Consider the following 19,929-nt stretch of genomic DNA (forward strand, 5'->3'; position numbering starts at 1 on the left):
CTCATTACAAGGCCTATCGCTGCATCATAAACAGCCGCCAGCCAATCGGCAAGTAACAAGCTGTGGATAACTAATTTGGTTAATGACTATCGAAAAAGTTCCCACAGGTGATACAGTTAGCAATTAGCTATCTTCTGTCGTACTGCAGCCACTGGGAGACAATACCGCATGCTTAAACAACAACTTCGTGGCGTTAGCTCATTACTTACCAGCATCAGCTTGATTGGTATCTGCGTGGGGATGACCAGTACCCTACTCAGTTTACGGGCGACCATCGAAGGGTTTGGCACCTTAGTAACCGGTGTGATCATGTCGGCCTACTTTATCGGCTACCTGTTTGGCAGTACTCGCGCGCCCAAAGATATTCGCCGTGTTGGTTATATTAGAGCTTTTGGCGGTTTGGCGGCGCTAGCGGCATTTTCTATTTTAGTGCAGGCCATTTGGGTGAACCCCATTGTTTGGTTCTTGATGCGTTTTCTGACCGGTTTCGCTATTTCAGCGATTTTCGTGATTGTTGAGAGCTGGCTCAACACCATGGCAGACAACCGCAGCCGCGGCACCCTGCTTTCCATCTATTTAGTACTCATTTACGGCGGTTTGGTGGCCGGTCAATTAATTTTGGGGGTGGCCGATCCTGGTGGATTTGTCGCCTTTGCCATCGTCGCATTGCTCATTAATTTGGCGCTGATCCCAATTCTTATTAGCGTTACTGTAGAGCCAACCACGCACGAGTCAAAAAAAGTGCCCGTCAAACTGTTACTTAGCACCGTCCCACTCGGTGTGGTAAATGCGTTTATTATGCAGGCCTGTTATGCCATGTTTTATGCCATTGGGCCAATGTATGCGTCCTATATTGGTTTGAGCATCTTTCAGGTGACGTTATTTATGGCCGCCTTCATCCTTGGTGGATTGATTTCCCAAGCGCCCATAGGGTTACTCTCAGACCGCGTTGATCGGCGTTTGATGATTACCATTTGTGCGTTTGGTGGCACCGCTGTGTCTTATCTATTGTCACAACTTCCTGCCGATCAAGCGGGACTGATTTATGCTGCGGTGGCACTCCTCGGGGCGTTTATTTTGCCGCTTTACTCGCTGGGCATGGCGCATACCAACGACTATCTTGAACGCGACCAAATGGTCGGGGCAACCGGCGCTATTATTAAAATTGGCGGCGCGGGCTCGATCATCGGGGCTCCATCAGTGGCGGCCTTAATGGAGTTCGGTGCGATAGAGTTTTTCTTTTGGTTACTGGCTATTCTCACAGCTATCGTCGGTGGCTACGCGCTTTACCGTGTAACCCGTCGTGCCAAAGCAGAAGATCAATACCATTCAAGTTTTGCGGTATTGCCACCTTCGCAAACATCAGATGAGCTATTAACCGCGATGGCAGAAGAAGTACCAGAAGAGGAAGAAGCGGAATCGGATGAGATAGAGGCGCACGCAATTCTTAAACGCTAGCGCCCCATCAACAGGGTTAACGAGTTATTGCAATAACTCGTTAACCCACGCTTGTGCTTCACTAATAATAGCGTCTAGATGCGCCTCATCGACAAAGCTTTCGGCGTAGATTTTATACACCGGCTCTGTGCCTGAAGGCCTTGCAGCAAACCACCCTTTGGCGGTTTCTACTTTAATTCCACCAAACACCGCGCCATTGCCTTTGGCTTTGGTGTCGATTGCGGTGACTGCGTCACCTGCCAATTGCTCAAGCTTCACTTTATACGCACGAATAGCGCCAAACTGGCGATTTTGTTCTGCGCTCGAGGCGGTATCGACACGGCGGTAATACCCCGTGCCGTGCTGTTGGCAGAGTGCTTGATAATATTGTGCAGGAGTTTTCCCGGTTGCAGCAACGATCTCCGCTGCCAACAACGCCATTACAATACCGTCTTTGTCGGTGGTCCAAACATCGCCGCTGCGGGTCGCTAAGGTGGCTCCAGCACTTTCTTCGCCAGCGAATACCAAACTCCCGTCGTGCAACCCTTGCGCAAACCACTTAAAACCTACAGGGGTTTCTAACAGTGGCCGTTGATGTTGTGCTACCACTTTATCGATCAAGGCACTAGATACCAGCGTTTTACCAATGGCTGCTGTTGCCGACCATTGCCGATGCTGACACAAATAATCGATGGCAACCGTTAGGTAGTGATTGGGGTTCATCAAGCCAACGTCAGGGCTGACAATGCCGTGACGATCAAAATCTGGGTCATTGCCAAATGCTAACGCATAGTTATCTTTGTACTGTAGTAGCGATGCCATCGCCGAAGGTGAGGAGCAATCCATCCGGATTTTGCCGTCTTTATCTAAGCACATAAATCCGAACTGAGGGTCAACCACGGCGTTAAAAATATCCAGATTTAACTGATAACGCTGGGCAATTTGCTGCCAATAGCGACTACCTGCACCACCCATTGCATCAACGGCTAAGGCCAAATTCGCTTGGCTAATAGCGTCCATATCGATGACCGTTGTTAACGCTTCAATATAGTCACTGCGCCAATCACAAAATACCAACCGCGGATGCTTGAGGACATCTCCTTCACAGGTTTGTACGCCCATCAAATCGGAGCTTAGCAAGGCGTTCGCATACTTCTCGATGGTTCGCGTGGCATCGGTATCCGCCGGTCCCCCATGAGGCGGATTATATTTGAAGCCGCCGTCTTGAGGAGGATTATGCGACGGCGTGATCACCACCCCGTCCGCCTGTTGCTTAGGATTTTTGGCATTCCACGCAATCACTGCACGGCTCAAGCTGGGCGTCGGGGTATAGTCGTGTTCAGTTTGCACATGCACCGTCAAACCATTTCCCAAAAACACATCAAGTGCCGATAAGTAGGCAGGCTCGGACAGTGCATGGGTGTCTTTCGCTAACAATATCGGGCCGCTAATCCCCTGCTCTTCGCGATAGGCACAAATGGCCTGAGCAATCGCTAAAATGTGGGCTTCGTTAAAGGATTTGTCGAGCGCACTCCCGCGGTGCCCAGAAGTCCCGAATTGCACCTGTTGTGAACGCTGCCGAGGATCCGGCTCGTTGACATAATACGCGGCTACCAATTGCGCAATATTGATTCGGTCAGATAACTCAGCTGGCTGTCCAGCGCGAGGGTGCATCGCCATTATAAAAACTCCCTAATTCTCTCAGCATCGGCTGCACTGTAACCCAGTTCCTTGGCCACTTGGGTTAACATGGATTTCTTTTTCGTGGTGTTGGTGTTGGTGATCACCCAAAACGGTGAATCCGGAATAGGCTTCGGGTTGGTGCTATTTCCTGAGGTTAACAAGGCTTGCTCAGAGGTTGCAAAGTACTGTCGGTCTCGGCCAGTGATACCCAACACTTTTTCGAAGCTGTCGCTATGGCAGCGATACAGCGTGCTCAATATATACAGAAAACGCCCTACCACACTCTTCTCTATGGTCATGTCTTGCACAGTAATGCGGTTAAATATGGAATCGGATGTTGCGATAGGAGCCGCTTCCGCAACAGCCTGAGCGTCGCCATCAATATTCAATAGGCGGCGCAATATCGTCGATGCACTCTCACCGATTTGTTGGGTATGGCTAGCAATATATGCGTATACATCGTCTTCAACTTCAATACGTTTCATAGCCTTGTCCGACTTCCTTCTTCCGTAAACTTGCAACCACAAGGGATTCTATCGAAAATAGCCGAAAGTCTATCACCAAACGGACAACGATGGCAGATTTACCCTTATTAAACTACGAAACCCTCGGCAATAAACAAGACCCTGCAGTCTTTGTGATTCATGGCTTATTCGGCGACAAAGATAATTTAAAAGCTATCGCGAAACCGCTCGACGGCTACTTTCGCATTTTAGTCGATGCCAGAAACCACGGTGATTCGTTCCACTCTGATGATTTTAGCTACGTAGCAATGGCTGCTGATATTGCTCGCCTTGCCGACCATTTAGGACTAGACACCTTTGCCGTTCTTGGCCATTCAATGGGCGGCAAAATAGCCATGGAAACGGCGTTACAGTATCCGCAGCGCGTCACCGCAGTGATTGCTGCGGACATTGCCCCTGTCGCCTACCCCGCACATCACCAAACCATTCTTGAGACCATGCAAGAGCTGGATTTGGCGCAATTGACATCACGCCGCCAAGCAGACCAGCAGATGGCACAAAACATTAAAGAACAAGGGGTGCGCCAATTCTTATTGAAGAATTTGCGACAAACCGACAATGGCTATCAATGGCGATTAAATTTGTCCGGCTTAATTGATCATTATGAAGCCGTTGCCGGCGCGGTCAGTGAAGGCAATTACTCGGGCCCAGTGTTGTTTATTAAGGGCGGCCAGTCCAACTATCTCACGGCCGATCACCAAGCCGCCGTCGAGCAGCGTTTCAGCAACACCCAAGTAAAAATTATTGAAGGCACCGGCCATTGGTTACACGCTGAAAAGCATCGGATTTTCGAACGTTTGTGCCGCGAGTTTTTCGATCGCGAAATTCGCCATGAAAGCTGACATGTGGTAATCTCGGCGTATCTTTAAAGCGTATTGCTGAGTGAGTACCGTTATGCTGTCTAAGTACTATGAGCAAATCGAAACGATTGGGCTAAACTTTGCGTTAGCCATTTTATTTTTACTCATCGGGCTCGCCATCCGCGACGTGCTCAATCGGGGAAATGTCCCTAAATTCGGTCGCATTATTGTTTGGCTAGTGCTTTTTCTTGGCTGCTTCGGTTTTATCGCCAAAGGCATTATCGAAGTGATTTGGGAAGGTGGATTATAGGTGGCAAAGGAAAGCGCTGATGCGGTAACAATTGATTTGTTCGTGCAGCAAAAGAAACCTGGCAGACCTCGAACAAATCCTTTACCGCGCAACGAGCAACTTCGCATCAACAAGCGCAAACAATTACAGCGCGATCGTAGAGAGGGTCGCCGCCGTATAGAATTAAAAGCAGACCAACAGGTCTACCAACAACTCAGCGAGCTGGCCGAACAATTAGATACTCGTCGTAGCCACCTTGTTGAGGACATCATCAAACTCGCGTTGGCGCATCCTGACATTGCGCCAGCAGTCATTAACGCGTTAAAAGCAGGTAAAACGTAAACTATGGCTACTGTAGGAATCTTTTTTGGCAGTGACACGGGCAACACCGAAGCAGTTGCACAAATGATCCAAAAGTCACTGGGAAAGAAATTAGTGGATGTAAAAGACATCGCTAAATCCACAAAAGAAGATATTGCCGAATTCGACTTATTATTGTTCGGCATTCCAACTTGGTATTACGGTGAAGCGCAGTGCGACTGGGATGACTTTTTCCCAGAGCTGGAAGAAATCGACTTTACCGATAAGTTAGTCGCAATTTTTGGTTGTGGCGACCAAGAAGACTACGCCGAATATTTCTTAGACGCGATGGGCGTGGTGCGCGATATCGTCGAAAGTAAGGGCGGCATTATTGTCGGTCATTGGCCAACTGACAGCTATTACTTCGAAGCATCAAAAGCCTTGGTCGATGACAATCACTTTGTCGGCCTCGGTATTGATGAGGATCGTCAACCGGAGCTCACCAAAGAACGTGTCGAGAAATGGTGCGCGCAAGTTTATGAAGAAATGTGCCTAGCAGAACTGGCAAACGACTAGCATTTCAGAGTAAGCTGACAAATACATTCCGTTACGACAAGCGAAATCATGGCAACTAACGACGAACAATTGAAAAAAGCTGGGCTCAAAGTCACGTCGCCTCGGATGAAAATTCTTGAGATTTTAAAGCAGCCTGATAATCAACATATTAGCGCTGAAGACGTTTACCGCATTTTGCTTGAGCAAAAAGAAGAAATCGGTTTAGCCACGGTATACCGGGTGCTGAACCAATTTGACGATGCCGGTATTATCACCCGCCATCACTTTGAGGGTGGGCGCTCGGTTTTTGAACTCAGCAAAAAAGATCATCACGATCATTTGGTCTGTTTAACCTGTGGACACGTGTTTGAGTTTGAAGACGATGTAATTGAGGAGCGCCAAGAGCGCGTTGCTGATCAAAACAACCTTACACTCACCAACCACAGCTTGTACCTCTACGGCGAATGCCAAAACGCTGACCATTGTCAGCACAATCAGCTCGAGGAAGAGTAATGGCGCTGCGCTGGCTGATCTATGGGGCCTATGGTTACTCTGGTCACCTGATTGCGCAGCAGGCCAAAAAGCTGGGGTACAGTCCGGTACTGGGTGGCCGCAACGCGGCTAAGCTAGAAACCGTTGCTAATCGCTTAGAACTTCCCTTTCAGGCATTTTCACTGGATGATGCAGGCGCTATAGAAAAAGCGTTAAAAGATGTGGATTTAGTCATTAACTGTGCTGGCCCCTTTCAATATACCGCCGCACAGTTAATCGCAGCGTGTCTTGCGACGAAAACGCACTACCTTGATATTACAGGTGAAATCGAAGTCTTCGAATTAGCCCATCAATACGCTCGGCAAGCGCGTGAAGCGGGCGTTGTACTCTGCCCTGGCGTCGGTTTCGACGTTATCCCTACCGACTGCGTCGCCGCGCGGTTGAATGCGCAAGTGCCCGATGCGGAATACTTGGCATTAGGTTTCGATTCAACCTCACGAATGAGCCAAGGCACAGCAAAAACCTCGATTGAAAGACTGAGCAAGGGTGGCGCGGTTCGGCACAATGGCGTTATTGAGAACGTTCCTCTGGCCTATCGTACCCGTACTATCGACTTTGGCAATGGCGAAAAACTTGCTATGACGATCCCTTGGGGGGACGTTTCCACCGCCTACTACACCACCGAAATACCGAACATAGAAGTCTATGTGCCAGCAAGTCCCAAGTTGGTTAAGCGGTTACGGATGCTCAACTGGTTTCGCTGGTTATTCTCGTTCGCTTGGGTGAAAAAGCGTTTAATCGCGAAAGTAAAAGATCAACCTGCAGGACCAGACACACAGGAACGCAAAAATAATCCAACCTACGTGTGGGGCGAAGTTCGTAACGCTAAAGGCTACACCAAAAGCCTAAAAGTAAAAGTGAAGAATGGTTACAGTGTAACTGCTGAAGGTGCAGTAATGCTGGCAGTTTATACTCTACAGAACCCACAAAAAGGGGGCTTTTACACCCCCTCTAGACTTTACGGCGCCAAATTGCTTGACGCCTTTATTGTCGATTAATCAGCCGCAGGCGCTAGGCTTCGGTGGCACCCTGTTGCATTTGCTGCTCAATTTTTGCCCAACTATCGCGCAACCCAACCGTTTGGTTGAACACCAACTGGCCTTCCGCTGCTTGGTTGTCTAGCACGTAATATCCCAAACGCTCAAACTGTAGCGGTTGGTCGCTAGTTGCTTGTTGCAAACTAGGCTCAACAAAGCCTTGCTTGATGACCAATGACTCTAGGTTTAAGGTTGAGAAAAAATCTTCCTCTGCCGCTGGGTTTGGCACCTTGAACAAACGATCATAGACACGGAACTCCGCCGCTACTGCATCTGCCGCCGATACCCAGTGGATGACACCCTTAACTTTACGGCCGTCACTCGGATCGCGCCCTAGGGTTTCGGCATCATAGTGGCAATATATAGTAGTGATGTTGCCGTCAGCGTCTTTTTCAACCTTATCGGCGCGTACCACATAGGCATTACGCAAACGTACTTCTTTGCCTAACACCAAGCGTTTGAATTTTTTGTTGGCTTCCTCACGGAAATCTTCACGCTCAATCCATAACTCACGCGAAAAGGGTACCTTACGTGTGCCCATGCTTTCGTCATTAGGATGGTTTGGCGCGTCCAGCAATTCAGATTCGTCCTCAGGGTAGTTTTCGATAACCACGCGAACCGGATCCATAACCGCCATCGCCCGCGGCGCACTGGCATTCAGGTCATCGCGGATACAGGCTTCGAGCATGCCCATTTCCACTTGGTTATCCATTTTGGTTACCCCGATGCGATGGCAAAATTCCCGAATAGACGCTGGCGTATAACCACGCCGTTTCAGCCCGGCAATGGTCGGCATCCGTGGGTCGTCCCAACCACTGACTTTGCCCTCTTCCACCAGCAAGTTCAATTTACGCTTGCTCATTACCGTGTATTGTAAATTTAACCGTGAGAACTCGATTTGTTGCGGGTGACAATCGATACTGATGTTATCTAACACCCAGTCATACAAGCGGCGGTTATCTTGAAATTCCAAGGTACATAACGAGTGCGTAATCCCTTCTAGCGCATCGGAAATACAATGGGTGAAATCGTACATAGGGTAAACACACCACTTATCACCGGTCTGGTGGTGGTGAACATTACGAATCCGATACAACACCGGATCGCGCAGCACCATAAACGGTGATGCCATATCAATTTTGGCGCGTAAACAACATTCACCCTCATTGAACTCGCCAGCCGTCATGCGTTTAAATAATTCGAGGTTTTCCTCTACGCCGGTATCACGGTATGGGCTGTTGCTTCCTGGCTCCTTCAAGGTGCCACGCATTTCGCGCATGGCCTCTTGAGTAGAAAAGTCGACGTAAGCAAGACCTTTCTCGATAAGCTCTATTGCGTAACCATGAAGCTGGTCGAAGTAGTTTGAGGAGTAGCGCGGCTCACCCTGCCACTGATAACCTAACCACTGTACGTCACGTTTAATCGATTCAATATAATCCACTTTTTCTTTCAACGGATTGGTGTCGTCGAAACGCAGATTACATGTGCCTTGGTAGTCTTCAGCAATACCAAAATTCAACACAATAGATTTAGCGTGACCAATGTGCAAAAAGCCATTCGGCTCTGGTGGAAACCGAGTATGCACAGATTGGTGTTTGCCGCTCTTTAAATCAGCATCAATAATCTGACGGATAAAATTCGTTGGACGGACGTCAGTGTCAGCCATCAGCCAATGGACTCCCTACTACAATAAAAAATAAGCGCCTATGATCGCAGTTTATCGACGCACAGGCAAGCCACAGTCGGCAAAAGCTAAGGTTTTATCCTCTGCCTCCAGCCATTGGCTTAACCCCAAAAAAGCGGTAGAAGCGCCGCGCTTGCTGTTGCGCGGTTTGTTGGTCAATAAAGGTAAAACGAATGTCTTGATCTGGACGCGTTTGTGCCACTTTACCGAGGTCAATAGCACTGACCACGCCCAATTTCGGGTAACCGCCCAAGGTTTGTCGATCGTTTAGCATGATAATGGGTTGCCCATCTGGCGGAATTTGAATCGCACCAATGCTGATACCCTCCGAAATCAATCCACCGTGTTCATAGGCAACTGCAGGCCCTTGTAACCGAACCCCCATCCGATCACTTTGCTGTGAAGCGGTATACACGCCTTGCTCGAAACACGCCTGGGCTTCTTCACTAAAGTCGTCAAACTGGAACGCAGGAACCACACCAACAGTGGCTGCACGGCTATAATTAGGTTTGTAGGGCCATCCAATTCGCCGCCGCACGGCGATAGAGGATGCCTTACAGGCAATTTCATCACCGTCCTGCAACGGTTTACCCATTCCATCTAAACCACCCAACTGCTCGCGCGTGACCGTCGCGCAACTACCCAGCTTAGGCGCCACCTGAAAACCACCAGCGACCGCTAAATAGCTTCTAACGCCGGCGCTGGCAAATCCAATTTTCAATCGTTGCCCTGCTTCCGCGGTGTAAGTCTGCCAGCCATTTAATTGCTGCTTATCCAGCGTCAATGGCACTTCCGCTCCGGTAACAACGAACGCCGTAGGCTGGCTAAATTCCACTTCAAGACCGCCCAACAGGCATTCAATTTGCGCACAATTAAAATGATTACCCAGCAATCGGTTAGCCCACAGGAACGCATGTTCATCTACGGGTCCGCCTCGTGTAATGCCCGAGGCCAAATAGCCAAACCGCCCGAAATCTTGAATCAAGGACTGCATCCCGCTGCTGACAACAATCACACCGTTACTCATCAAGCAGCCCTCCTTGCGCTAAAAATGCCTCTTTACTGATTCCGGTAAAGCGCACCCGGTCACCGCTTTTCATGGTATTCAGCTCACCGCTACTCGGATCGTAAAGGGTTTTTGCAGTGCGCCCAATGATGTTCCAACCGCCTGGAGAAGGTAACGGATAGACCGCAGTCTGCCGCTCAGCTATGGCCACGCTGCCTGCGGCCACTTTTTCCCTCGGACTATCTAAGCGTGGCGTCTGTAAGTCTTCAGCCACCTCGCCTAAATAAGCAAAACCGGGGGCAAACCCTACCGCGTAGACTCGATAACTTTGCTGTTGGTGCTTTTCAATCACTTGTTCAACGGAAAGACCATGTTGCTTAGCCACCCTTGCCAAATCAGGCCCCACGGATTGGTCGTAATAGACCTCGATAACATGCTCGGTCACCTGTTGCTGCTCGCCGCTAGTGGAGGCGTCGTCTAAGCTCTCAAGCAACTCTTTTAAGCTATGTTTGACTTGGCTCTCGGTTCGCTGCAATACATCGTAATAAACCAATAATGAACTATAAGCGGGAACCAGCTCTGTTATCCAATCGCCAGCGTTGCGCTGCATGTAGTCGCGGAATTGTTGCACCCGCTGATTCGCCGACTCGGAAATATGGTCAGCAAAATAAAGTATAATGGCATCGACGCCGGCACGAACCATCATCGGCCGTTCGAGTAAATTGCTGCGGTTATTCTGACGACTCATTATTGATCTCATCTATTAGGCTTCTAATAGCTTTTACGGTTTCTACCGATTTTGGATTGTCGCCATGTACACAAAGTGTATCGATAGTGATATCCAATGGTTCGCCATTAATGCTACTGATTGGGCGTTTTTTCGCAAATGCCTCAACTTGGTCGAGAATCTTCTGGTTATATTGATAAACGGCATCGGCACGGTTGCGTGAGCGTAAACGGCCGTTATCATCGTAGGCTCTATCGGCAAAACCCTCGAACCACAAAGACACACCATGTTGGCGCGCCTGCTCCCTATTCTGTTGGTTGTCTTCGGTGGCCAATACCACCAAACGCATACCCTCACCTAAATCGGCAATGGCGCGCAGTACGGCATCAAATAGCCGTTCATCGGCGGTCATATCGTTGTACATGGCACCATGCGGCTTTACATACTCAACTCTAGCACCCTGCGCCTTCGCTATGGCTTGTAGCGCCCCCACTTGGTATTGCACCATGGCGTAGATCTCGTCCGCCGAACAGTTCATGCTACGCCGCCCAAACCCTTGCAAATCCGGGTAACCAGGGTGAGCGCCAATTTTTACCTCGTGCTCCACGGCTAAAGCTACCGTCCGTTGCATCACTAGCGGATCGGAGGCGTGAAAACCACAAGCAATATTGGCCATATCGACATAAGGCATCAATAATTGATCGTCACCCATGGTCCAAGGGCCAAAGCTCTCTCCGATATCGCAATTCAATCTGATGGTCATACGATTACTGCTTCTCTTGTTCGCTGTCGCCGGCGGCAGCTAACCGCGCATAACTGTATCCAACCAAATACAAACCAATACCTAATGTCGCCAACTGTAATGGCGGCATACAATAAACCAGCTGTTGGTGTTTGGCGAACACCGCCACCGCACCGGTTAATCCCATCGTGGTTAAGCCCGCACTGACGTAGGTCAGAGGCCCTAGCCAACGAGCCACAATCTGCAACCGCAGTAACGCACAAAGCCCTCCTAAAATTACCCCCCAAGCCATGGGCACGCCAACCCTATACCATCCTAGTTGATATTGGTTAATCACCTCGGTTAGTTGCTCGGTTGAGGCCGAATAAAACATCAGCCCAACGGCTCCAGCCAAAATTATAATACGGGTTGTCAGGTTCATTTATCTGCGCCTCTCGTTACATCGCTAAACTCATCAATAACACCACTACCGCAGCTACCGGAACCCATAACACTGGGGATTGATACCAGCGCAGCGGCGCCGACTGTGACGCCTCTTGGTGTTGCTGCTGTTGCGCTGGCATTCGGTATAACCAAATGATCCCGACTAACATCAGTGCCGCGCCTACCAAGCGAATGACATCTGCATGTTCGCTAAGGGTGCCAAGCAAGGCGACTAATAACCCGGCGATAAGTAATAGCAACGGCAACATGCGTTTTAACATTGCGTCCTCTCTTATTATTGTTTATTGACGTTTCTTAGCCCGCGTCCACAGCAAGGCAAAGCCGATGACTGATACCAACATCACTAACAGTCCAACCACTACGGCGACCATCTGTTTTTCTAAAACACCGCTCATAAAAGATGCCAAACCCACGCAAAATGCTAACAGTGCAATAACCATGTGATGCTCCCAAAAAAACTTTTACTGTCCCACAGTAGCGCGTTTTCGCGTGAGCGAAAAGCCACAACGTAATCCTTGCAGGTATAGTCCTTAGTCGTAATACTATCAATAAGTTAAATAGCATCAAAAGGTTGGCTTATGACCCGTGCGCAACAAGACAATGATATTGAGCAATGTGAGTCCGAGTTAATAGAACGCGACAGCACTGTGATTAACCATTTGCGCCGTCCATTAACGCCTTGGTTGACGGTAGATCGAGCGATTCCCCAGCGTACCCTACGGATGGTAGGCCCGTGGTGCTTTGTCGACCATTTTGGTCCGGTTGCCGCCGCTGATTATCAGGCGTTTGACGTGGCTCCACATCCTCATATCGGTCTACAAACCATCACTTGGCTTTTCAGTGGGCAATTATTACACCTCGACTCACTAGGCAATGAACAGCCGCTCCGCGCCGGGGAACTCAATGTGATGACCGCCGGTAAAGGTATTAGCCATGCCGAAGTTGCGGATGTGCAAAACCAAGCGCCACTGCACGGACTACAGCTATGGAGTGCGTTACCACTAAAACAAGAACAGTGTGAGCCGGCCTTCGAGCACCACCGCCAATGTCCGCTGTTTTCTATCAATGGCACAATGGCCACGTTGTTGGTCGGCCATTACGAAAATTACCGTTCACCCGCAAGCTGCTATCATCCGCAAATAGCCATGACCTTAACCTCGCAGCAACCACAAACCAGTAAACTCCATCTAAAACCAGAATTTGAGTACGCTCTGGTTGTTTGTCAGGGTCGTATTTATGTGGATGGGAAGGCAGTTAATGCCCAGCAAACGGTGGCTTTGGGATCATCCAGAAGCAGTGTTCACATCGAGTTTTCAACAGATACTCGGGCGCTATTGATTGGCGGCGAGCCGTTTCCGCAACCCGTTACTATGTGGTGGAATTTCGTCAGTCAGAAAGTCGAGCGCTTAGCGCAAGCGGCTAAGGATTGGCAGCAGCATCAGCCACGCTTTGGGAACGTCAGGGGTTACCAAGGTACGCGAATTGAAGGGCCCGAATTCCCCAACAACCTGAAGCAGCAAGGTGATTAAACAAAAAAGCCCGGCACTGTAGCCGGGCTTTTACTATCGAGTCAGTGGCTTACCAACCGGTTTTTTCACGAACCGCTTTGCCGATATCTGCCAAACTGCGAACGGTTTTAACGCCCGCCGCTTCTAATGCAGCGAATTTCTCGTCAGCCGTTCCTTTACCGCCAGCGATGATCGCACCCGCGTGACCCATACGTTTGCCTGGAGGCGCTGTTACGCCGGCAATGTATGAAACAACAGGTTTGCTTACGTGATTTTTGATGTATTCAGCCGCTTCTTCTTCTGCGGTACCACCAATTTCACCAATCATCACGATGGCTTCAGTTTCTGGATCTTTTTCGAACAACTCAAGGATGTCGATAAAGTTAGAACCTGGGATTGGGTCACCACCAATACCGACACAGGTTGATTGACCAAAGCCTTCGTCGGTTGTTTGTTTCACCGCTTCATAGGTCAATGTACCTGAGCGTGAAACAATCCCCACTTTACCTTTCTTGTGGATGTGGCCAGGCATGATACCAATTTTGCACTCATCAGGCGTAATAACACCTGGGCAGTTTGGACCAATCATGCGAACGCCTTTGTGCGTTAAGTATTCCTTAACGTACAACATATCCAGCGTTGGAATACCTTCAGTAATACAAACAATCAGTTCGATGCCAGCATCTGCCGCTTCGATGATTGAATCTTTACAGAATGGTGCCGGAACATAGATAACAGACGCAGTAGCGCCAGTTGCTGCAACGGCTTCTTTTACCGTGTTAAATACCGGTAAACCTAGGTGAGTTTGTCCACCTTTACCTGGCGTTACACCGCCAACCATTTGCGTACCATAGGCAATGGCTTGCTCTGAGTGGAACGTACCTTGACCACCAGTAAAGCCCTGGCAGATCACTTTGGTGTTCTTATCGATCAAAACACTCATTATTGACCTCCTGCCGCAGCAACCACTTTATCGGCTGCGTCTTTCAAGCTTTCTGCAGCGATAATATTCAGGCCACTTTCATTCAATTTTTGTGTACCCAATTCTGCGTTGTTACCTTCTAAACGAACAACAACAGGAACTTTCACACCAACTTCTTCAACTGCACCGATGATACCTTCAGCGATCATGTCACAACGGACGATACCACCAAAGATATTAACCAATACGGCTTTCACACTGTCGTCTGACAGAATGATTTTGAACGCTTCAGAAACACGCTCTTTGGTCGCGCCGCCACCAACATCCAAGAAGTTTGCTGGTTCGCCGCCACTCAATTTAACGATGTCCATAGTACCCATCGCCAAACCTGCGCCGTTAACCATACAACCGATGTTGCCGTCTAACGCTACGTAGTTCAGTTCCCATTTAGCCGCTTCGGCTTCACGCGCGTCGTCTTGTGACGGATCGTGCATTTCACGGATTTTCGGCTGACGGTACAAGGCGTTGCTGTCGATGCCTACTTTCGCATCTAAGCAGTGCAAGTTACCTTGGTCAGTGATAACCAATGGGTTAATTTCTAACAACGCCAAGTCGTAGGTTTCGAACATCTTCGCCAAGCCTAAGAAGATCTTGGTGAACTGTTTTACTTGGTCTGGGGTTAAGCCCAACTTGAAACCTAGCTCACGACCTTGGAATGGCTGTGCGCCAACCGTTGGATCGATTTCTACTTTGAGAATTTTTTCTGGGGTTTCTTCTGCGACTTTCTCAATTTCTACGCCGCCTTCGGTTGATGCCATGAACACGATTTTACGTGAGCCACGGTCAACCACTGCACCTAGGTACAATTCATCAGCGATGTCAGTGCAGCTTTCAACCAAGATCTTAGCGACCGGTTGGCCTTTCTCGTCGGTTTGGAAAGTGACAAGGTTCTTACCCAACCAGTTATTCGCGAAATCGCGAATTTCTTCGTGGGTTTTAACCAATTTCACGCCGCCCGCTTTACCGCGGCCACCGGCATGAACCTGACACTTGACGACCCACATGTCGCCGCCAATTTTCTTTGCAGCTTCAACAGCTTCATCCGCTGTATCGCACGCAAAACCTTCAGATACAGGCAAACCGAACTCTTTAAAGAGTTGCTTACCCTGATACTCATGCAAATTCATGATGCTCTTCCGATTCGTTTTAACAACAAAAGCAGCCTGATGCTGCTTCCCCGAAATCCGCGCGGGATTTTACCCCGAACGGCAGTAAATTAACAGCCGCAACGACAATCGTTGCGGCGTTATTCGTAGAAAATCCTATACGTCTAGGATTAAGCGTTGTGGATCTTCCAACAATTCTTTCACGGTCACCAAGAATCCAACAGATTCTTTACCGTCGATGATGCGGTGATCATAAGACAGCGCCAAATACATCATTGGCAAAATCTCAATTTTTCCATCCACAACCATAGGACGCTCTTGGATTTTGTGCATACCCAAGATAGCGCTCTGTGGTGGGTTCAAAATCGGCGTTGATAACAACGATCCAAATACCCCACCGTTGGTGATAGTGAAGTTTCCGCCTTGCATTTCGTCAAGCGTCAACTTGCCATCACGGCCTTTAATAGCAAGCTCACGGATGCCATTTTCGATGTCAGCCAAGCCCATACGGTCGGTGTCACGCAATACCGGCGTTACCAAACCACGAGGGGTCGATACCGCGATACTGATATCGAAGAAGTTGTGATAGACGATATCATCGCCGTCGATTGATGCGTTCACTTCTGGGAAACGTTTCAATGCTTCAGTGACAGCCTTCACATAAAAGCCCATAAAGCCTAAACGCGTACCATGGCGCTCTTCGAAGATGTCTTTGTACTTCTTCCGCAAGTCCATGATGGGCTTCATGTTGATTTCGTTAAACGTGGTCAACATTGCAGTATCATTTTTCGCCTGCAACAACCGTTCTGCAATACGCTTACGCAAGCGGGTCATTGGCACACGTTTTTGATCACGATCACCGGCAGCTGCTGGTGCCGCCTTCTGCGAAGCTGACGCAGATGATGCGCTAGACGAAGACTGTTGTTGGCCCTTAACGTGTTTTTCCACGTCTTCTTTGGTGACTCTTCCACCTTTGCCTGTGCCTTTTACGTCACTGGCTTTCAAGCCGTGTTCACCGAGTAAGCGACGCACCGCTGGACCCGCCACATCGGCATCGCCTTCATCGCTGCTGCTTTCGGCTTTACTGTCGCTGCTATCAGCCGTTTTGCTAGAACCAGCAGAAGCGCCGGCTTCAACAATACCAATCACATCATCAGCGCCAACGGTATCGCCTTCGTCATGCTTAATTTCCGCCAACACGCCGTCAGCAGGTGCAACCACTTCTAAAACCACTTTGTCGGTTTCAATATCGACAAGGTTTTGGTCACGCGTTACCGCTTCACCCGCCTTAACGTGCCAGGTTGCGATCGTCGCATCTGATACCGATTCTGGCAGTTGCGGAACTTTAACGTCGATCTTTTCACCGCTGCCCGAAGCGTTATCCGCTGATTTTTGCTTTTTCTCAGCGCTGTCGTCGCTGTTAGATTTGCTGTCAGCTTTGTTATCGCTGCCAGATTTCGCCGCATCGCCTTCTTCGATTTTACCGATGACTTCTTCTGCGCCAACGGTTGTACCTTCTTCAGCAATGATTTCACCGATCACACCATCGGCCTCAGCAACGACCTCAAGAACAACTTTGTCGGTTTCAATATCGACCAAGTTTTGATCGCGCTCAACCTTATCGCCAGGTTTCACGTGCCATGTTGCGATGGTCGCATCCGCGACCGATTCAGGTAACTGAGGAACTTTAATATCAATCGCCATGATTTATCTTCACCTATTCAATGGTTAGCGCTTCGTCAACGAGTTGTTTCTGCTGCTGATTGTGCTCAGACAAGTAACCGACCGCAGGCGCCGCAGAAGCTTGTCTGCCTCGGTACGATAACTGTGCCCCCGCCGGAATCGCTGCCCAGAAGTGATGCTGGCTACTATACCAAGCACCCTGGTTCTGAGGTTCTTCCTGACACCAGACAAAGTCTTTGACGTGCTGATAGTCTTTCATAATTTCCGCAACTTCTTCCGTTGGGAAAGGATAAAGTTGTTCGATCCGAACCAACGCCACGTCTTCTTGTTCGCGTTCTCTACGTGCTGAGAGCAGATCGTAGTAGACCTTGCCGGAACAGAAAACCACCCGTTTTACTTTTTTCGGATCTAACGAGTCGATTTCGCCAATCGCATTCTGGAACCCGCTGTCCGCGAGTTCATCCATTTCTGACACTGCCATTGGATGACGCAGCAACGATTTTGGCGTCATAACAATCAATGGCCGACGCACAGGGCGCAGCTGTTGGCGTCGAATCATATGGAACACCTGTCCTGGCGTGGTAGGTACGCACACCGACCAGTTGTGGTCTGCCGATAACTGCAAGAACCGCTCTAAGCGTGCAGAACTGTGCTCTGGACCTTGGCCTTCATAGCCATGCGGAAGCAACATGGTGAGTCCGCATAAGCGTCCCCATTTTTGCTCGCCGGAGCTTAGGAATTGGTCAATGACCACCTGCGCACCATTGGCGAAGTCGCCAAATTGTGCTTCCCACATCACCAACGACTTAGGCTCTGCTGTTGCATAGCCATATTCAAAGGCAACAACCGCGGCTTCTGAGAGCACCGAGTCATAAATCTCGATTTGCTCTTGGTCGTCGCTCAAATGATTCAATGGCATGTAAGTGCTGGCATCTTTTTGATTATGCAACACTGCATGACGATGGAAGAATGTTCCACGCCCACTGTCCTGACCGGTTAACCGAATATGGGTGCCCTGCGTAACCAACGTTGCATAAGCCAAGGTTTCGGCAAAGCCCCAATCCATGGGTTTATCGCCCTTCGCCATTTTCAACCGTTCTTGGTAAACCTTCGCAACACGAGATTGCAGTTTATGAGATTCTGGGTACTGACAGATTTTCTCACCCAATTCACGCAAGCGCTTGGCATCGACTTTGTGGTCGTAAGCAACATCCCAATCGTTACCGATGTATGGAGACCAGTCTACTGAGTGGGCTTTCATTGGGCGATATTCTTCCACCACCACTTCACCCTTATCTAAGGCGTCGCGGTAGTCGCTGACTCGCTGTTTAGCTTGCTCTTCGTCCAGCAAGTTTTCTTCTTGCAAACGCTTCGCGTAGATTTCGCGCGGTACCGGATGCTTTTTAACTTTGCTGTACATCAACGGCTGTGTAGCACTTGGCTCATCTGCCTCGTTGTGACCGTGACGGCGGTAACAGACCAAGTCGATCATGACATCGCGCTTAAAGGTGTTGCGATAATCCAACGCCAACTGTGTTACGAAGACAACCGCTTCTGGGTCATCCGCGTTAACGTGGAAAATCGGTGCCTGCACCATTTTCGCGATGTCAGTACAGTATTGCGTTGAACGCGCATCTTCCCGCTTCGAGGTAGTGAAGCCGACTTGGTTATTGATGACGATTCGAATCGAACCACCCACTTGGTAGGCCCGCGTTTTCGACATATTAAAGGTTTCTTGCACGACACCTTGGCCGGCGATGGCGGCATCACCATGGATAGTGATAGGTAATACTTTGCTACCCGTGCTGTCTTGCAAGCGATCCATCCGTGCGCGCACCGAGCCCATGACCACTGGATTAACAATTTCCAAGTGCGATGGGTTGAAGGCTAACGCTAAATGCACGTTACCGTTCGGTGTGGCAAAATCGGAAGAGAAGCCCATGTGGTATTTGACGTCGCCTGAGCCTTTATTGGCGGCGTGTTTGCCGGCAAATTCGTCAAACAGGTCTTGCGGCTTTTTACCTAAAACGTTAACCAATACGTTCAAGCGACCACGGTGAGCCATACCAATGACGACTTCTTTCGCGCCCTGTTCGCCGGAGCGAGAGATCAAGGATTTCAATAACGGTACTAAGCTGTCGCCACCCTCTAACGAGAAGCGTTTAGCGCCAGGGAACTTCGAGCCGAGATATTTCTCAAGACCATCCGCCGCAACCAGTTCATTGAAAATCCGTTGTTTTTGCGCTTTATCAAAAGACGGACGTCCCAACACGCCTTCCAGCCGTTGTTGGATCCAGCGTTTTTCTTCGGTCGACACGATGTGCATATATTCTGCACCAATCGAGCCGCAATAGATCTTTTCTAAGGCATCGTGAATATCACGAAGCTTCATGGTGTCTTTACCGACTGCCAACGAACCAACGTTGAACTCGCGGTCTAAATCGTCTTTCGACAGCTCATGAAAGTCTAGCGCCAAGTCTGGAACCGTTTCCTGTTTCCATAAGCCCAACGGATCCAAGTTTGCGTGTTGATGACCACGAAAACGGTAAGCGTTGATCAGCTGAAGGACTCGGACCTGTTTCAGGTCAGGCGCTGCTGCTGTAGCGTTGGAAGCTTTTAATTTGTTCTTCGCAAACTCACGAAATTGCTCGCGAATTTGGCTGTGCTTGGTATCTAAGGTATGACCATCACGTGGCAAAGCATCAAACATTTGACGCCACTCGTCACTGACGGCTGTAGGATCATCTAAGTAAGCTTCGAAAAGCTCTTCTACGTAGGCCGCGTTTCCACCTGCTAGATGCGAGGATTCTAGCCATTCACGCATTACGCCATCTTGCATTGCGTTTCCTTCACACTCGTTTGCAAACGTT

21 protein-coding genes are annotated in these 19,929 nt (G+C 49.3%); 8 read left to right on the plus strand and 13 right to left on the minus strand.

Going from position 1 to position 19,929, the window contains the following annotated elements; translation table 11 throughout:
• Positions 1–168 precede the first annotated feature (168 nt).
• Positions 169–1,458, plus strand: a complete 1,290-nt coding sequence (locus tag CWI84_RS01560) for an MFS transporter (protein WP_126840814.1) — start codon at positions 169–171, stop codon at positions 1,456–1,458.
• Between the two features lie 24 nt (positions 1,459–1,482).
• Here CWI84_RS01560 and pgm read toward each other — a convergent pair whose 3' ends face one another.
• Positions 1,483–3,117: a phosphoglucomutase (alpha-D-glucose-1,6-bisphosphate-dependent) gene (pgm, locus tag CWI84_RS01565; protein WP_126840815.1), complete on the minus strand. Its 1,635-nt coding sequence runs from the start codon at positions 3,115–3,117 to the stop codon at positions 1,483–1,485.
• Positions 3,117–3,605 carry a replication initiation regulator SeqA gene (locus CWI84_RS01570; protein WP_126840816.1) on the minus strand — a complete coding sequence of 163 codons (489 nt, stop codon included), beginning with the start codon at positions 3,603–3,605 and terminating at the stop codon, positions 3,117–3,119. Before CWI84_RS01570 ends, pgm begins: the two co-directional genes overlap by 1 nt.
• 89 nt (positions 3,606–3,694) lie before the next feature.
• Here CWI84_RS01570 and CWI84_RS01575 point away from each other — a divergent pair, with 89 nt between their 5' ends.
• The 6 genes from CWI84_RS01575 to CWI84_RS01600 are packed head-to-tail and all read left to right on the plus strand — an operon-like array spanning position 3,695 to position 7,138.
• Complete coding sequence (locus tag CWI84_RS01575) at positions 3,695–4,486, plus strand: alpha/beta fold hydrolase (RefSeq protein WP_126840817.1); 792 nt, start codon at positions 3,695–3,697, stop codon at positions 4,484–4,486.
• 52 nt (positions 4,487–4,538) lie between these two features.
• Complete coding sequence (locus CWI84_RS01580; protein WP_126840910.1) at positions 4,539–4,754, plus strand: DUF2788 domain-containing protein; 216 nt, start codon at positions 4,539–4,541, stop codon at positions 4,752–4,754.
• Entirely contained in the window at positions 4,755–5,075 is a 321-nt protein-coding gene (gene ybfE / locus CWI84_RS01585) for a LexA regulated protein (protein WP_126840818.1), read from the plus strand.
• A 3-nt stretch (positions 5,076–5,078) separates the two neighbouring features.
• Complete coding sequence (fldA, locus tag CWI84_RS01590) at positions 5,079–5,609, plus strand: flavodoxin FldA (protein ID WP_126840819.1); 531 nt, start codon at positions 5,079–5,081, stop codon at positions 5,607–5,609.
• 48 nt (positions 5,610–5,657) lie between these two features.
• Positions 5,658–6,101: a ferric iron uptake transcriptional regulator gene (gene fur, locus CWI84_RS01595; RefSeq protein ID WP_126840820.1), complete on the plus strand. Its 444-nt coding sequence runs from the start codon at positions 5,658–5,660 to the stop codon at positions 6,099–6,101.
• Entirely contained in the window at positions 6,101–7,138 is a 1,038-nt protein-coding gene (locus tag CWI84_RS01600; protein WP_126840821.1) for a saccharopine dehydrogenase family protein, read from the plus strand. The genes fur and CWI84_RS01600 overlap by 1 nt, the downstream gene beginning before the upstream one ends.
• Positions 7,139–7,151: 13 nt before the next feature.
• Here CWI84_RS01600 and glnS read toward each other — a convergent pair whose 3' ends face one another.
• The 7 genes from glnS to CWI84_RS11710 form a co-directional block, all read right to left on the minus strand.
• Positions 7,152–8,843 (minus strand): glutamine--tRNA ligase, encoded by a 1,692-nt coding sequence (glnS, locus tag CWI84_RS01605; RefSeq protein WP_126840822.1) that lies wholly within the window; start codon positions 8,841–8,843, stop codon positions 7,152–7,154.
• A gap of 94 nt (positions 8,844–8,937) precedes the next feature.
• Positions 8,938–9,888: a 5-oxoprolinase subunit C family protein gene (locus tag CWI84_RS01610; RefSeq protein WP_126840823.1), complete on the minus strand. Its 951-nt coding sequence runs from the start codon at positions 9,886–9,888 to the stop codon at positions 8,938–8,940.
• Positions 9,881–10,615 carry a 5-oxoprolinase subunit PxpB gene (gene pxpB, locus CWI84_RS01615; RefSeq protein ID WP_198674465.1) on the minus strand — a complete coding sequence of 245 codons (735 nt, stop codon included), beginning with the start codon at positions 10,613–10,615 and terminating at the stop codon, positions 9,881–9,883. The genes CWI84_RS01610 and pxpB overlap by 8 nt, the downstream gene beginning before the upstream one ends.
• Complete coding sequence (locus CWI84_RS01620) at positions 10,599–11,357, minus strand: 5-oxoprolinase subunit PxpA (protein ID WP_126840824.1); 759 nt, start codon at positions 11,355–11,357, stop codon at positions 10,599–10,601. The genes pxpB and CWI84_RS01620 overlap by 17 nt, the downstream gene beginning before the upstream one ends.
• A gap of 4 nt (positions 11,358–11,361) precedes the next feature.
• Positions 11,362–11,757, minus strand: coding sequence for a hypothetical protein (locus CWI84_RS01625; RefSeq protein ID WP_126840825.1), 396 nt, complete (start codon positions 11,755–11,757; stop codon positions 11,362–11,364).
• Between the two features lie 16 nt (positions 11,758–11,773).
• On the minus strand, positions 11,774–12,040 hold the full coding sequence (locus tag CWI84_RS01630) for a hypothetical protein (protein ID WP_126840826.1): 267 nt from the start codon (positions 12,038–12,040) through the stop codon (positions 11,774–11,776).
• A gap of 21 nt (positions 12,041–12,061) precedes the next feature.
• A complete protein-coding gene (locus CWI84_RS11710) occupies positions 12,062–12,220 on the minus strand; it encodes a hypothetical protein (RefSeq protein ID WP_157980980.1) in 159 nt (52 codons plus the stop codon).
• A 138-nt stretch (positions 12,221–12,358) separates the two neighbouring features.
• On the opposite strand from CWI84_RS11710, the gene CWI84_RS01635 reads away from it, so the two are divergent.
• Positions 12,359–13,309 carry a pirin family protein gene (locus CWI84_RS01635; protein WP_126840827.1) on the plus strand — a complete coding sequence of 317 codons (951 nt, stop codon included), beginning with the start codon at positions 12,359–12,361 and terminating at the stop codon, positions 13,307–13,309.
• A 49-nt stretch (positions 13,310–13,358) separates the two neighbouring features.
• Here the strand turns inward: CWI84_RS01635 and sucD are convergent, their stop codons facing one another.
• The 4 genes from sucD to sucA form a co-directional block, all read right to left on the minus strand.
• The gene (sucD, locus tag CWI84_RS01640; RefSeq protein ID WP_126840828.1) at positions 13,359–14,231 is read right to left on the minus strand and encodes a succinate--CoA ligase subunit alpha; all 873 of its coding nucleotides are present in this window, start codon (positions 14,229–14,231) and stop codon (positions 13,359–13,361) included.
• Positions 14,231–15,397, minus strand: coding sequence for an ADP-forming succinate--CoA ligase subunit beta (gene sucC, locus CWI84_RS01645; protein ID WP_126840829.1), 1,167 nt, complete (start codon positions 15,395–15,397; stop codon positions 14,231–14,233). Before sucC ends, sucD begins: the two co-directional genes overlap by 1 nt.
• Positions 15,398–15,532: 135 nt before the next feature.
• Positions 15,533–17,080, minus strand: coding sequence for a 2-oxoglutarate dehydrogenase complex dihydrolipoyllysine-residue succinyltransferase (odhB, locus tag CWI84_RS01650; protein ID WP_126840830.1), 1,548 nt, complete (start codon positions 17,078–17,080; stop codon positions 15,533–15,535).
• A gap of 13 nt (positions 17,081–17,093) precedes the next feature.
• Positions 17,094–19,898 (minus strand): 2-oxoglutarate dehydrogenase E1 component, encoded by a 2,805-nt coding sequence (gene sucA, locus CWI84_RS01655; protein WP_126840831.1) that lies wholly within the window; start codon positions 19,896–19,898, stop codon positions 17,094–17,096.
• Positions 19,899–19,929 lie beyond the last annotated feature (31 nt).

The sequence above is a fragment of the Idiomarina tyrosinivorans genome (genome assembly GCF_003987475.1).
Classification (GTDB): domain Bacteria; phylum Pseudomonadota; class Gammaproteobacteria; order Enterobacterales; family Alteromonadaceae; genus Idiomarina; species Idiomarina tyrosinivorans.